We start from the raw sequence: 13,977 nt of genomic DNA on the forward strand, positions 1-13,977 counted from the left end.
CTACTCCTCAAAAAATACTTAAAAGGCGTCCATCGGACGCCTTTTTTTATTTCTGATTTGGTGGTGCTCGTGGTATCTGCCCCACTAACGTGCCATGTGCACGTTTTTGCGGGTACCAAGTCACCACGAAGTAACCAAATCCTGTGGCGCGCTCGTGTCGCGGTTCAAGAATCAGTGTTCCCATAGATGTCCTCAGTACCGCGACCCTGTTTCCACATCGTTGTTCTTTGAACTCACAATAGATTTGCGCCCCCGGGACGATCATTTTCGCAACAATCGCTGCTACCCCATCGGCAGTCTGGCAACCATGCTTGAGCAAATCGGCACTATGGGCTTCCCAAATGTGCACTACGCCAAAACCACTATTCGCTCGACGGTGAATACCTACCCGCAGATAAATCTTCCCGCCTGGCAAGCCGAATTTTGGCATATCGGGGATCGTGCCAAAGATGTAACCACCATCTGGATGCTGAACCAGCGTGTTTTCTTTGAGCTTGAGCAAATCAGACAAGAGGGATCCAGAACCAGAGTGTCTGGCGATCAATGTGTATCGCCTGGAACTCGACGAATAGGATCGACCAGCGCAGGCGAAAGCCACCAGCCTAATCACAGCGAAGAGCTCACGGAATCAGGCGCAGACGCTGATGTTTGTAGGGCCATGCCCTAATATTTGTAGGACGCTGGCGAAAGGGGTGTGAAGGTCTTGTACCGGGAGTCGGATGTTCCACTTTGGCCACTCAACGCAGCCTCTGGAGGCGAAAAAAAATGGACCGCAGCGGTATGCGCCCGATTCTTCCGGGCGAGGTTCTGAATAAGGAATTCATGGAGCCGTTGAGCATGACCGTCATGGATCTGGCCATGCCCACGAAATGGCCCGAAAGCGAGATCGAAGAGCTTGTGAAATGCCAGCTCAGGATCTGCGCCGATCTGGCAATCAGCCTCGCCATTCAGCTCAACACTACGCCTGAGTTATGGATGAATCTTCAGTCGACTTACGATTTGCGCAGAGCCCAGCTCCGGCATGCGGGCTCATAGCGATTGCAGCATCCGCGAAGCCCTTTTCCACCATGGCCCTGCCCGGGTCGCCCAATCCTCTGCTGAACATTCAGCATCAGATAGCTTAGAAACCTGGGCTTTTTGGCGCAATCGGACGGCGGTCATTAAGGTTGTAGGACGTTGCGGGGATGGTTCAAGGGCTGAAGATCAAAAGATCGCAGCCTTCGGCAGCTCCTACAGGGGACGCGAATTATTCAGCGGGCGGTGTCAGCTTCGCTTCCATCTCGGCAACCTTGGCTTCGAGGCTTTCGAGGCGGGCGCGAGTACGCGCCAGCACTACCATCTGACTATCGAACTCTTCCCGGCTGACCAGATCGAGTTTGCTGAAGGCACTTTGCAGCAGCATTTTGAACTGGCTTTCCATTTCGGCTTTCGGCAGCGGGGTGTCGCCGCTGAAGAGGCGGGAGGCGGTGCCGCTCAGGGCGTCGAGGAAGTCTTTGGGCGCGAGCATGGGAAATGTCCTGGAAACAATGGCCGGCAGTGTATCACGCAGTGTCTATAGTCAATCCCGTTGCACGGATGCACGCTTTTCGCGCAGGGGGACGGACGGTGGCGCACCGTTGTTGTGCGTATCGGCAAAAGCTTTTCTGCCCGAGCGCTTGCAACAGGGGCCAAGAGATTGAAATGCAGGGTTTTTGCCGAGCTGGCAAGGTTTCTGCTTAGTCACCCTCGACCCATGCACTGATGCAGTCGCTGTGACGAATGCAGTGCGGCAGACGAAGCGGGGAGTTTCGTCTGATGCGGTTAGCTGGCGTCAACGATGCGTTACAAAGCCAGGCACTGCGCTTAGACTTGAGACGGGTTTGTTTTCCTGGGGCAAGTCCACCAATTCGGGAGAGAGTTTCATGAAGCTAGTCACTGCCATCATCAAGCCGTTCAAGTTGGACGACGTGCGCGAGTCGCTGTCCGAAATCGGCGTGCAGGGCATTACCGTCACTGAAGTCAAAGGCTTCGGCCGGCAGAAGGGTCACACCGAGCTGTATCGCGGCGCGGAATATGTGGTCGATTTTCTGCCCAAGGTGAAAATCGACGTGGCCATCGACGACAAGGATCTGGATCGGGTTATCGAGGCGATAACCAAAGCGGCCAACACCGGCAAGATCGGTGACGGCAAGATCTTCGTGGTCAATCTGGAACAGGCGATCCGCATCCGTACCGGCGAAACCGATACCGACGCGATCTAAGCGCCGCCACAAACCCAACGCCCCAGGAGAAAACAATATGACTCTGCGTAAATTCGCAGGGCTAGGCGCCCTGTTGTCCATCGTAATGCCCGGCATCGCCATGGCGGCAGACGAAGTGGCAGCGCCAGTCCTCAATTCCGGCGACACCGCCTGGATGCTCACCTCGACAGCGCTCGTGCTGTTCATGACCATCCCCGGCCTGGCGCTGTTCTACGGCGGTATGGTTCGCTCGAAAAACATTCTTTCCGTGCTGATGCAGTGCTTCGCCATTACCGGTCTGATCAGCATCCTGTGGGTCATTTATGGCTACAGCATTGCCTTCGACACCACCGGCATGGAGCAGGGCGTCGTCAACTTCAATTCGTTCTTCGGTGGCATGGGCAAGGCGTTCCTCGCCGGTGTCACGCCTTCGAGCATCACCGGCCCGGCGGCGCTGTTCCCCGAAGCGGTGTTCATCACCTTCCAGATGACCTTCGCGATCATCACCCCGGCGCTGATCGTCGGTGCGTTCGCCGAGCGCATGAAGTTCTCCGCGATGCTGATCTTCATGGGCATCTGGTTCACTCTGGTTTATGCACCGATCGCGCACATGGTCTGGTCCGGTAACGGCGGCCTGATGTGGGACTGGGGCGTGCTCGACTTTGCTGGCGGCACCGTGGTGCACATCAACGCCGGTATCGCCGGCCTGGTCGCGTGCCTGGTACTGGGCAAGCGCAAAGGCTTCCCGACCACACCGATGGCTCCGCATAACCTCGGCTACACCCTGATGGGCGCGGCGATGCTGTGGGTTGGCTGGTTCGGCTTCAACGCTGGTTCCGCTGCTGCCGCCAACGGCACTGCCGGTATGGCCATGCTGGTTACTCAGATCGCCACCGCCGCTGCGGCACTGGGCTGGATGTTTGCCGAGTGGGTCACCCACGGCAAGCCAAGCGCACTGGGGATTGCTTCGGGCGTGGTCGCCGGTCTGGTCGCGATCACTCCGGCCGCTGGCACTGTAGGCCCGATGGGTGCACTGGTGATCGGTCTGGCCGCAGGCGTGGTGTGCTTCTTCTGCGCCACCACCCTGAAACGCAAACTCGGCTATGACGATTCCCTGGATGCCTTCGGCGTGCACGGCATCGGCGGTATCCTCGGCGCGATCCTCACTGGTGTGTTTGCCGCACCGGCACTGGGCGGCTTCGGCACCGTGACTGACATTGGCGCGCAGGTCTGGATTCAGATCAAAGGCGTCGGCTTCACGGTGATCTACACCGCGATCGTCACTTTCATCATCCTCAAGGTGCTGGACGCCGTCATGGGTCTGCGCGTAACCGAGGAAGAAGAGTCGGTCGGCCTCGATCTGGCACAACACAACGAACGCGGCTACAACCTGTAAGTACGCGCGATAAAAAATTGCCCGGTTCGCCGGGCATTTTTTTGTCCGGGATTTGTCATTCAAGGTGCGGCTGAAAGGATTTTTCTTACGGCTTTGGTCGTCTTTACGACGAGGCTTTTTCTGCGGGCAATCGCTTACATCGCTGCAGGAATATTAGGGCCTTTGTTTTTTTTCAGAGCACGCTAGAATGCGCCCCGAACGAGCGGAGAACTGTATGTGGCAACAGACTCTGATAACCCTGCGGGCAAGGCCCCGGGGCTTTCATCTGGTGACGGACGAGTTGCTCGCAGGCTTGCCTGAACTCAAGACCTGTCGGGTCGGTCTGTTGCATTTGTGGCTGCAGCACACGTCGGCATCGTTGACCATCAACGAGAACGCCGATCCGGCAGTTCGTCGCGACTTCGAACGATTTTTCAATCGCCTGATCCCACAAGGAACAGACGGCTACGAGCACAACGACGAAGGCCCGGATGATCTCCCGGCGCACTTCAAGGCCAGCGTGCTCGGTTGCCAGATCAGTCTGCCGGTTGCGGCAGGGCGGCTGGCACTGGGTACCTGGCAAGGGATTTATCTGGGCGAGCACCGTGAGCATGGCGGTGCCCGTAAAGTCCTCGCCACCTTGCACGGTGAACAGGCATGAGCCGCTGCCGGGCAGCGGCAGAAGATTTTTCAACGGCGGCTTCGACAGTCGCCAAAGCTGGTCTATAACTAATCTGCTTTTGGCAAGTCATGAGGTAGAACATGAGCGACGATGATCTGGAAAACGACGACCTCGAAGTAGGCGACGAAGACGAGGCCGAGGAAGGCCTGGAAGCGGCAGCGGAAGACGTTGCCGAAGATGATGGCGGTGACGACACGCCGGCCCCGGCTGCCAAAGGCAAAGCCAAGGCTGCAGTATCGGTCGACGAGTTGCCGAGCATCGAAGCCAAGAACAAGGAGCGTGACGCCCTGGCCAAGGCCATGGAAGAATTCCTTGCGCGCGGCGGCAAGGTGCAGGAAGTGGAGGCCAACGTGGTCGCCGATCCGCCCAAGAAGCCGGACAACAAGTACGGCAGCCGCCCTATCTGAGGCGCGTCGCTCGCTTGCTGAAAAAGCCCGCCGTCGCTGCGGGCTTTTTCATGCCTGAAATAAATCCGTTGAAAACAAATGGAGTCGCCTGTGGGAGCGAGCCTGCTCGCGAAGAGGGCATGTCAGCCGACATACATGTTGGATGACACACCGCATTCGCGAGCAGGCTCGCTCCCACAGGGTTTGTGGATTATTTCGAGGTGGCATTCCAGCGTGCGAGAACGGCTGGCAAATCGGTCAGGCTGCGGATTTCGGCATCGGGCAAGCGCTCCGCCTCCCAGACCTTGCCCGTCGGGTTGAACCACACCGCGCGCAAGCCTGCCTGCTGAGCGCCGGCAATGTCATCGCCAGGATGATCGCCGACATGCACCGCCGCTGCGGGGCTTACACCGCCGCGCTGCAACGCTTCATGAAACAGCCGCGCATCCGGTTTGGCGATGCCGATGTCTTCGGCGCACAAGGCGAACTTGAAGTAATCCGCCAGCCCCAGCCGGCGCACGTCGGCATTGCCATTGGTGACCACGCCGAGGGCGTAATGATTGGCGAGCAGCTCCAGCAGCGGCTCGACCTCCGGGAACACTTCGATCTGATGCCGCGCATGCAGGAACACTTCAAAAGCCTTGTCAGCCAGATCCGACGCCTCGCCGTGGGCATATCCGGCTTCTTCCAGCGCATGGAACAGCACGCGTCGACGCAGCGCGCTGATGCGGTGCTTGAGTCCCGGTTCGCCCGCCAGCACACGCTCGCGAATCGACCATAAATGCTCCACCGGCACCGCGCCCAGGTTCGACGCATGCTCGCTCAGCCATTCGCGCAACACGGTTTCGGCGCTGGCGATCACCGGAGCGGTGTCCCACAGGGTGTCGTCGAGGTCGAAGGTGATCAACTGAATGCTCATGAATCATCGCCTTTCATGCGTTTGGCCCGGGGATGGGCGCTGTCGTAGACCGCCGCCAGATGCTGGAAGTCGAGGTGGGTATAGATCTGTGTGGTTTTGATATCGGAGTGGCCGAGCAATTCCTGCACCGCGCGCAGATCCTGCGAGGACTCGAGCAAATGGCTGGCGAAGGAGTGCCGGAGCATGTGCGGGTGCAGGTTCTGCCCCAGTTCGCGCTCGCCAGCCAGTTTGACCCGCACCTGAATCGCGCGCGGGCCAAGGCGTCGGCCCTGCTGGCTGACAAATACGGCATCGTCTGCCGGGTTGGTCATTGCGCGTAGCGGCAACCAGTGTTCGAGGGCTTCGCGGGCCTTGGCGCCGACTGGCAGCAGCCGGGTCTTGCTGCCCTTGCCGAGCACCTGAACCATGCCGTCGGCGAGGTCGAGTTGATCGAGATTGAGCCCGGTCAGCTCGGACAGGCGCAGGCCAGAGGAATAGAACAGCTCCAGAATCGCCTGATCGCGCCGGGCGAGAAAATCGTCCTCGACCGCACCTTCCAGCAGCTGCAATGCACGATCGGTATCAAGGGTTTTCGGCAGGCGTCGTTCGCCTTTCGGTGGGGCCAGGCCGGTGGCCGGGTCGTGGTCACACAGGCCTTCGCGATTCAAGTAGTGATAGAGCCCGCGCACCGCCGAGAGCAGGCGGGCGAGGCTGCGCGAGGACTGGCCTTGCGCATGCAACCGGGCGATCAGGCTGCGCAGGCGCTGGATATCCAGCGCGGCCCAACTGCCGATGTTCTGCTTGATGCACCAGCCAAGGACTTTATCGAGGTCGCGGCGATAAGCCGACAGGGTGTGCGGCGACACCTGTCGCTCACTGCGCAGATGTTCGCAGTAAGCGTCCAGTTGTCGTTCCATGGTCAGCGTACCGAGCGCAGCGAGCTGTTGACCCGTGGCAGCACGCGGCCCATGACCTCGGCGATGTAGCTCAGGAACAGGGTGCCGACCGAGCTCTTGTAGTGCTGCGGGTCACGGCTGGCGATGGCCAGAATGCCGTGAATGCCCTGATGGCTGATGGCAACCACGGCGGTCGAGCCGATCTGCTGGCGCTGTTCTTCGCCGAAGAGGAAATCCAGCTCATGTTCACGCAGGCTGCCGCTGACGCTTTTGCCTTCGGTGAGCAGGCCACCGATCGCGGTTTGCGCGTCGGCGTGAGTCACCCAGCGGCCGACCGGTGCGGGGTTGTCGCCGAGCAGGATCAGGCTGACGAAAGGCACCTGGAAATCCTGACGCAGGCTGTCCTCAACGCTGATGACCACGTCTTCCAGGGTCGATGCATCCATCAGCGCGAGAATCAGGCGGCGGGTTTTTTCAAACAGGCGATCGTTGTCACGAGCCACGTCCATCAGATGCGAAAGGCGATGGCGCATCTCGATATTGCGGTCGCGCAGGATGGTCATCTGCCGCTCGACCAGCGACACGGTGTCGCCGCGTCGGTGCGGAATGCGCAACGAGGGCAGCAGCTCTTCGTGCTCGACGAAAAAGTCCGGATGAGCCTCCAGGTAGGCGGCAACTGCGGCTGCCTCGAGGCTCTCGGACGCTGATTCGTCGGCTGGTCGGGCGGGTACCTGTGGCTTGTCGGTCATGATTTCTGCTCGCTCAAAGACGCACTTGTCCTTCGTATACACGCACTGCCGGACCGGTCATCAATACCGGTTCGCCCGGGCCGGCCCACTCGATGGACAGGCGTCCGCCGGGCAGGTCGATCAACAGCGGCGAATCCATCCACCCCTGACTGATGGCCGCCACCGCCGCGGCACAGGCGCCGGTGCCGCAGGCCTGGGTTTCCCCGGCGCCGCGTTCCCAAACACGCAGTTGCGCGCGATGGCGGTCGATGACCTGAAGGAAGCCGACATTGACCCGCGCCGGGAAGCGCGGATGGTGCTCGATCTTCGGCCCCAGTTCATGCACCGGTGCGCTGTTGATGTCGTCCACGCGAATGACCGCATGGGGATTGCCCATCGACACGGCGGCCAGTTCGACCGTGGTGCCATCGACTTCAAGCTGATAGCTGCTGGCCTGGGCCGGCGCCTGGAATGGAATGTCTGCCGGCACCAGGCGCGGCGCGCCCATGTTCACGCCGATCTGGCCGTCGTTACGCACGTCCAGTTCAATGATGCCGCCCTTGGTCTCGACGCGGATCTGCCGTTTGGCGGTCAGACGCTTGTCGAGCACGAAGCGGGCGAAGCAGCGCGCACCGTTGCCGCATTGCTCCACTTCCGAGCCGTCGGAGTTGAAGATCCGGTAGCGGAAATCCACATCCGGGTTGCTCGGCGCTTCGACGATCAGCAATTGGTCGAAACCGATACCGGTGTGGCGGTCGCCCCATTGCTTGGCGTGTTTGGGCTGAATGTGCGCGTGCTGGCTGACCAGGTCGAGGACCATGAAGTCGTTGCCCAGGCCGTGCATTTTGGTAAAACGCAGCAGCATGGGTTACTCCGGCAGCAGGCTTTCGCCGGCAAACAGCTCGGCCACGGTTTCGCGGCGACGCACTTCAAAAACCTGATCACCATCCACCAGCACCTCGGCGGCACGGCCACGGGTGTTGTAGTTGGAGCTCATCACAAAACCGTAGGCGCCGGCCGAATGCACCGCCAGCAGATCGCCTTCTTCCAGCGCCAGTTCGCGGTCCTTGGCGAGGAAGTCACCGGTTTCGCAGATCGGGCCGACGATGTCGTACTTGCGTGCAGCGCTGTCGCGCGGTTTCACCGCGGTGACGTCCATCCATGCCTGATACAGCGCTGGACGGATGAGGTCGTTCATCGCCGCATCGACGATGGCGAAATCCTTGTGCTCGGTGTGCTTGAGGTATTCGACCTGTGTCAGCAACACGCCGCCATTGGCAACGATGAAGCGGCCTGGCTCGAACACCAGCGCCAGATCACGCCCGTCGAGACGTTCGCGCACGGCTTTGATGTAGTCGGCAGCCAGCGGCGGCTCCTCATCGCGGTAACGCACGCCCAGGCCGCCACCGAGATCGATGTGGCGCAGGTGAATGCCGCAATCGCCGAGGCGGTCGACCAGATCCAGCAGGCGATCGAGCGCATCAATGAACGGCGGCAGGGTGGTCAGTTGCGAACCGATATGGCAGTCAACACCGACCACTTCCAGGTTCGGCAGATGCGCGGCGCGCACGTACACGTCTTCGGCATCGGCAATGGCGATGCCGAACTTGTTCTCTTTGAGACCGGTGGAAATGTACGGGTGGGTGCCGGCATCGACGTCCGGGTTCACGCGTAGCGAAACCGGGGCGCGAACACCCAGCTCGGCGGCGACTACTTGCAGGCGCTCGAGCTCATCGGTGGACTCGACGTTGAAGCAGTGTACGCCGACTTCGAGGGCGCGGCGCATGTCGTCACGGGTCTTGCCGACGCCGGAGAAAACGATCTTGTCGGCGCTGCCACCAGCGGCCAGTACACGTTCCAGCTCGCCACGGGAAACGATGTCGAAACCGGCGCCGAGACGGGCCAGGACATTCAGTACGCCGAGGTTGGAGTTGGCTTTGACCGCGAAGCAGACCAGATGCGGCATACCGGCCAGCGCATCGGCGTAGGCCAGATATTGCGCTTCGATGTGCGCGCGCGAGTAGACATAGGTGGGCGTGCCGAAGCGGTCGGCGATGGCGGACAGCGCCACACCTTCCGCGAACAGCTCCCCGCCACGGTAGTTAAAAGCGTCCATGGCGATCCCTTAGTAAACGTCGTGCTTGTGAGCCTTGGATGGCTGCTTCTGCGAAGACTGGGCTTGTTCGGCCGGGTCCTGATCGTCATCCGGCAGGTACAGCGGGCCTTTTTGACCACAGGCCGAAACGAGGCAGGCAACCGCGACGAGCGCAGCAAGGGAAGAGATCAGGCGCTTCATGGCGAAATCCTTGAAAATGCGTTAATTGCGCCGGAGTATACCGGCCACCCGGCAGCTTGCCTATGCGAGGGGGTTCCCGTCCGGCGGGGCTCCTGTGATGCGCATCATCCCTGTGGGAGCGAGCCTGCTCGCGAAGGCGTCGGCAAATTCAACAGGCTCGTTGCCTGACACACCGCTTTCGCGAGCAGGCTCGCTCCCACGGGGGCGGTGCTGGATGGGCCGACAGGTGCTTGGTCGTTAATCTTTGCAATCGGTCGGCAGCGTCCGTATCTTTCGGCGCTTGAGCCTGATCAGACATTTTTGAGGTTGCCGCAATGAGTTTGTCCGAAGCCCGTTTCCACGATCTGGTCGATGCTACCCAGCAGACGCTGGAAGATATCTTTGATGACAGCGACCTGGATATCGACCTGGAGAGCTCGGCAGGTGTCTTGACCGTCAAGTTCGAAAATGGCTCGCAGCTGATCTTCAGCCGCCAGGAGCCGTTGCGTCAGCTGTGGCTGGCGGCCGTGTCCGGTGGTTTCCACTTCGACTATGACGAAGAAAGCGAGCGCTGGATGTGCGACAAGAGCGAAGAGCAATTGGGCGAAATGCTTCAGCGCCTCGTAAAGCAGCAGGCTGGCGCCGAATTCGATTTCGAAGGTCTGTGATTCGTGACGGATGCAGCGCCTGTTCGCCCGCCGAAACCGCTCTACAGCAACGTCAGCCCGGCGGTGCCTTCGCCGTGCACGGGCGTATGTCGGCTGGACGAACAGAAAGTCTGTCTCGGCTGCGCGCGCCACGTTGAGGACATTCGCGAGTGGCGCTCGGCGGATGATCAGCGGCGCCGGGTGATTTGCCAGCAGGCTACCGCACGAAAGTCCCAAGCCTGTTGATATTGTGGCGAGGGGATTTATCCCCGTTGGGTCGCGTAGCGGCCCCAAAATCTATACGGCTGCTGCGCAGCCGAACGGGGATAAATCCCCTCGCCACAAGGGTTTCACCCAGGCAAAAAAGGGCGTGACTTGTATATTTTTTGAGCTGTGATAGTGTCCGCGAACGCCTCAAACCACCGAGGCACGGTGAAAACCCCGTCTTTTTTGGCGGGGTTTTGCTTTTTTTGTGCAGAAGAAAGGAGTCTGCCTGGATCATGACCGCACCTTCCATCACCCTTACCCGTCTGGACGTGCAACGTCTGGAGCGCCTGATCGACAGCCTGAGCGACAAAGACCAGGCTGCGCCGGGCGTGATTGCGCTGCAAACCGAGCTGGACCGCGCCGATACCGTGGTCGGCCACGATGAAGTGCCCGCCGATGTCGTGACCATGAATTCCCGCGTGCATTGCCGCGAAGAAGGCAGTGGCAAGGATTACCACCTGACGCTGGTCTATCCCAAGGACGCCAACGCCGACGAAGGCAAAATTTCCATTCTGGCGCCGGTCGGCAGTGCGCTGCTGGGCCTGAAGGTCGGTCAGCATATCGATTGGCCGGCGCCGGGCGGCAAATCGCTGAAACTGACCTTGCTGGAAGTGGAATCGCAACCGGTCAACGGCGGCGCCTTTCCCGAATAAATCCCCGCTTCAAACCTGTTCGAGCGCTTCATTCAACGAGCGCTCCAGGTCCGCCTTGTAGCGCAGATACAGATTGCTTGAACTGTGCCCGTCACCGAGCAGACCCGACAGGTCGAGGTCGGTGATGTAGCAGCGATAACGCTCGGTCTCGCGACGCTGCTCGACGATCTCCCGGGCGACCACGCTGAACAACTGGTCGCCATGCTCCAGCTCGCTGAATTCCCGCTGATTGCAATACAGGGTGACCTGCACTTCACCGGGTGCGGCTTTGCCGATGATTGCCTGCACGTCGTAGAACGGTTTGTTTACCGGCGTCTGCGGTGCCGGTCGGGTTTCGACCCTGCGCGAGCGCCCCGGGCCTGACGGCAACAGCTGGTAATACAAAGTCTCGGGGCTGCCCGCAGGGCCACCGTCCATCGGCAATTGCGCTTCACGGCGGTACTGGATCGATTGCAGAAAACGCTGCAGCGGCACCAGCAGACTCTGCTCGTCGTGGTATGGCAGCTGCTGTTGCCACAGCGCATTGAATTCATCCAGCACGTACAGCTCCGCCTGCTGTTCGCTGATGCGATAGAACACCTGAATGCACTCCGGCTGACCCATCGGCAGGATCAGCGCGAGGTCGTGATCTTCCAGCGCCATCGGGTCGAGGTGCAGCGGGCTGTAGCGCGGTTGTTCTTCGCCCAGATAATCGAGCAGTGCCGGCAGGGTGGCGAGGGCGACATGGTTGACCTGACCCGGCACCAGCTCCAGCACGTGATAGTGCTGTTGTACCTGAATCAGGTAGCGATGATTCAAGTCACTGAGCAACAGGGTCTGCGCGTTGTCGACGATTTCTTCGACGCGGCGGGCAATGAATTGCGCGCGGTTGTGGCAGAAGCAGCGCACTTTCAGCGACGGCTGCACCGGGCCGCGCGGCAGGTTGTTGAGGTAATCGCGCAGGCAGTCGAGCAGCGCATGCGGGCCGTCGAAACGATTGACCAGCACTTCGTTCCAGCTGTTGAGCGTGACCTGATCGAGGGTCAGCACCAGGTTCTCGCGCACGCCGGCATAGCTCAGCGAGTCGGTGCGTTCGGTGGTCATCAAAATATTCAGATCACGGTGATGCTTGAGCGGATCGACGCCGACGTTGATCAGCAGCAGCACTTCGCTGGGCACGGCGGCGCGCAGCAAGGGCTCTTCGGCGACGGTGGACAAGGGCAGGGCGATGCACTGCTGCAGGCTGCCGAGCAGGTTGAACAGCTCGAACTCGCTCAAGTCGCTGGTGCCCGGATGCAGGGCCAGGCGCGTACTGCTGTCGATCACGCCGTTGCGGTGGCACCAGGTCAGCAGTTCAAGTAGCTCGCGACTGCGCTTGATCGGCGCGAAATGTTCCCACTCCAGCGCCGTCAGGCTGCCGTTGTACAAACCCCACTGGGTCTGCCCCGGCTCCTTTTTGTTCGGCGACTGCACCAGGGTCAGGGTGTCTTCGGCCAGGTCCGGGGCGATGCCCGGATTGATGAACTCGACCTTGTCGGCCTTGCGCTCGAATGCCGCGTAGAGTCGACGGCCAAGCACATTGAGGTCGCGCTTGTTGATCAGGCTGACAGTCTGTTCGCTGCGGGCGAACTGGGTCAGGAAGCGATAGCTGTAGTTGAGTTCGTTGACCAGCGCGCGGCGCTCGGCGCTGACCTGGCGGACTTTCCACTGACTGCGGCTGTCGAGCAGCGCCAGTTGCCGCTGATCCCAGTGCCACTCGCCGGCCAGGCGTTCGAGCAGTGCGCGCTGCCAACCCTGACTGCGGCTGTTGCCGGTGAGCTTGCGGTTGACCTTCAGATACAGCGCGCGGCGCACCAGCTCAAGACGTTCCGGCTCGTTGCGGGCGAGCAGGTATTCCTCGATACGCCGGTACACGACCATGTACGGGTCAAGCTCATCGAGATCGAGCTGATTGGCGAACACGGCTTTCTTGAAGCGCAGGCTCAGGCACTGCACCTGCGGATGTTCGCTGGCGTACACCTCGGTCAGCAGCAGTTTGAGCACCGACTTGTAGGGCGACTCGATGCCTTTGAACAACTGCCACAACCCGGCACCGATGAATTCCCCGGGCGGAATGGTCGCCATCGGCCCGAGATCGAGGGTTTCATCGGCGCGAATAAAGCGTTTGGACAGCAGGGTGTGGGTGTAAGCGTCGTAGGCTGTTTCTTCATAGACTGGCACCAGCCACCAGATCGGCGTGCGCCCGGCCAGCCAGATCGCCGTGCGATAAAACTCGTCGAGCAGCAGATAGTGCTGGGTGCTGCCGCAGTTTTCCGAACTGAGCTGAGCATCACGTTCGCCTTTGACGAAGCGCGCCGGGTCGATCAGGAAGAAATGCGCTTCGGCACCCTGGCTCGCGGCCCAGGTTTCCAGCAACTGGCATTTCTTGCGTAGCTCGGCGAGTTCGCTTTCGCTCAGATCTGGGGCATGGCAGACCCACACATCCATGTCGCTCTGATCGGCCTGTGCCAGCGTGCCGAGGCTGCCCATCAGGAACAAACCGTGAATCGGTCGCGGCGGGTTGCTGCCATGGCGCGGTTTGTAAGAAAACGAGCGGGTCAGGCGCTGCGCCTCGGTCAGCGCATTGGCGTCCGGCTCATAATTCGAGAGACCGGCCGGCGTACTGCCCGAGACATAGCCGGGCAGCAACGGATGATTGACGTGAAAGAACAGCGGCAACAGCGTCAGCACGCTTTGCTGGCGCGTCGACAAACCTTCGAGGGCGCGGCCGAGGCGGCCTTCATTGAGTTTGAGAAAACGGGCGCGCAGTTGGCTGAGCACCTTGCGGTCGATGCCTTCGTCCAGGTCGGGGCGGATTTCGTGGGTGCGCGTCATGTCAGCTCAAACCGGCTTGCAGGCTCGGACGTAGAGGGTCTCGGAATGGCCGCAGTTTAGCCTCTGCGCAGCAGGAGGTTTAAGCTGAATTTGTTTTT

17 protein-coding genes are annotated in these 13,977 nt (G+C 60.6%); 8 read left to right on the forward strand and 9 right to left on the reverse strand.

Translation table 11 applies throughout. The features are described from left to right. Positions 1–46: 46 nt before the first annotated feature. The gene (locus CKW30_RS15440) at positions 47–511 is read right to left on the reverse strand and encodes a hypothetical protein (protein ID WP_082530345.1); all 465 of its coding nucleotides are present in this window, start codon (positions 509–511) and stop codon (positions 47–49) included. Positions 512–765: 254 nt separating this feature from the next. Here CKW30_RS15440 and CKW30_RS15445 point away from each other — a divergent pair, with 254 nt between their 5' ends. Next, a complete protein-coding gene (locus CKW30_RS15445) occupies positions 766–1,035 on the forward strand; it encodes a HigA family addiction module antitoxin (protein WP_095181252.1) in 270 nt (89 codons plus the stop codon). Positions 1,036–1,246: 211 nt separating this feature from the next. Here CKW30_RS15445 and CKW30_RS15450 read toward each other — a convergent pair whose 3' ends face one another. Further along, positions 1,247–1,507 carry an accessory factor UbiK family protein gene (locus tag CKW30_RS15450; protein ID WP_095181253.1) on the reverse strand — a complete coding sequence of 87 codons (261 nt, stop codon included), beginning with the start codon at positions 1,505–1,507 and terminating at the stop codon, positions 1,247–1,249. A 394-nt stretch (positions 1,508–1,901) separates the two neighbouring features. Between CKW30_RS15450 and glnK the strand changes: the two genes are divergently transcribed. From glnK to sutA, 4 genes are all read left to right on the forward strand, one after another. Continuing rightward, positions 1,902–2,240, forward strand: coding sequence for a P-II family nitrogen regulator (gene glnK / locus CKW30_RS15455; protein ID WP_002555808.1), 339 nt, complete (start codon positions 1,902–1,904; stop codon positions 2,238–2,240). Positions 2,241–2,277: 37 nt separating this feature from the next. After that, positions 2,278–3,615, forward strand: coding sequence for an ammonium transporter (locus CKW30_RS15460; protein WP_041476939.1), 1,338 nt, complete (start codon positions 2,278–2,280; stop codon positions 3,613–3,615). 214 nt (positions 3,616–3,829) lie between these two features. Next, positions 3,830–4,255 (forward strand): secondary thiamine-phosphate synthase enzyme YjbQ, encoded by a 426-nt coding sequence (locus CKW30_RS15465; RefSeq protein WP_076564528.1) that lies wholly within the window; start codon positions 3,830–3,832, stop codon positions 4,253–4,255. Positions 4,256–4,356: 101 nt separating this feature from the next. Beyond that, complete coding sequence (gene sutA, locus CKW30_RS15470) at positions 4,357–4,683, forward strand: transcriptional regulator SutA (protein WP_016772583.1); 327 nt, start codon at positions 4,357–4,359, stop codon at positions 4,681–4,683. Between the two features lie 190 nt (positions 4,684–4,873). Here the strand turns inward: sutA and CKW30_RS15480 are convergent, their stop codons facing one another. The 6 genes from CKW30_RS15480 to CKW30_RS15505 are packed head-to-tail and all read right to left on the reverse strand — an operon-like array spanning position 4,874 to position 9,480. Next, entirely contained in the window at positions 4,874–5,581 is a 708-nt protein-coding gene (locus CKW30_RS15480; RefSeq protein WP_095181254.1) for an HAD family hydrolase, read from the reverse strand. After that, positions 5,578–6,477 carry a tyrosine recombinase XerC gene (xerC, locus tag CKW30_RS15485; RefSeq protein WP_095181255.1) on the reverse strand — a complete coding sequence of 300 codons (900 nt, stop codon included), beginning with the start codon at positions 6,475–6,477 and terminating at the stop codon, positions 5,578–5,580. The genes CKW30_RS15480 and xerC overlap by 4 nt, the downstream gene beginning before the upstream one ends. Positions 6,478–6,479: 2 nt before the next feature. Further along, positions 6,480–7,205: a DUF484 family protein gene (locus tag CKW30_RS15490; RefSeq protein ID WP_041476935.1), complete on the reverse strand. Its 726-nt coding sequence runs from the start codon at positions 7,203–7,205 to the stop codon at positions 6,480–6,482. Between the two features lie 13 nt (positions 7,206–7,218). Beyond that, positions 7,219–8,049: a diaminopimelate epimerase gene (dapF, locus tag CKW30_RS15495; RefSeq protein ID WP_041476933.1), complete on the reverse strand. Its 831-nt coding sequence runs from the start codon at positions 8,047–8,049 to the stop codon at positions 7,219–7,221. A gap of 3 nt (positions 8,050–8,052) precedes the next feature. Then, on the reverse strand, positions 8,053–9,300 hold the full coding sequence (gene lysA, locus CKW30_RS15500) for a diaminopimelate decarboxylase (RefSeq protein ID WP_056791636.1): 1,248 nt from the start codon (positions 9,298–9,300) through the stop codon (positions 8,053–8,055). 9 nt (positions 9,301–9,309) lie between these two features. Then, positions 9,310–9,480: a lipoprotein gene (locus tag CKW30_RS15505; protein ID WP_016772589.1), complete on the reverse strand. Its 171-nt coding sequence runs from the start codon at positions 9,478–9,480 to the stop codon at positions 9,310–9,312. Between the two features lie 314 nt (positions 9,481–9,794). On the opposite strand from CKW30_RS15505, the gene cyaY reads away from it, so the two are divergent. The 3 genes from cyaY to rnk all read left to right on the forward strand — a co-directional run bounded on the left by cyaY (position 9,795) and on the right by rnk (position 11,026). Further along, positions 9,795–10,127 carry an iron donor protein CyaY gene (gene cyaY, locus CKW30_RS15510; protein WP_056791639.1) on the forward strand — a complete coding sequence of 111 codons (333 nt, stop codon included), beginning with the start codon at positions 9,795–9,797 and terminating at the stop codon, positions 10,125–10,127. 3 nt (positions 10,128–10,130) lie between these two features. Then, positions 10,131–10,352: a DUF1289 domain-containing protein gene (locus tag CKW30_RS15515; RefSeq protein WP_076564524.1), complete on the forward strand. Its 222-nt coding sequence runs from the start codon at positions 10,131–10,133 to the stop codon at positions 10,350–10,352. A 254-nt stretch (positions 10,353–10,606) separates the two neighbouring features. Then, positions 10,607–11,026, forward strand: coding sequence for a nucleoside diphosphate kinase regulator (gene rnk, locus CKW30_RS15525; RefSeq protein WP_024014769.1), 420 nt, complete (start codon positions 10,607–10,609; stop codon positions 11,024–11,026). 9 nt (positions 11,027–11,035) lie between these two features. Here the strand turns inward: rnk and CKW30_RS15530 are convergent, their stop codons facing one another. Continuing rightward, on the reverse strand, positions 11,036–13,879 hold the full coding sequence (locus CKW30_RS15530; protein ID WP_095181257.1) for a class I adenylate cyclase: 2,844 nt from the start codon (positions 13,877–13,879) through the stop codon (positions 11,036–11,038). Positions 13,880–13,977: the final 98 nt, after the last annotated feature.

Origin of the sequence: Pseudomonas sp. Irchel 3F6 (genome assembly GCF_900187595.1) — a bacterium.
Taxonomy (GTDB): domain Bacteria; phylum Pseudomonadota; class Gammaproteobacteria; order Pseudomonadales; family Pseudomonadaceae; genus Aquipseudomonas; species Aquipseudomonas siliginis.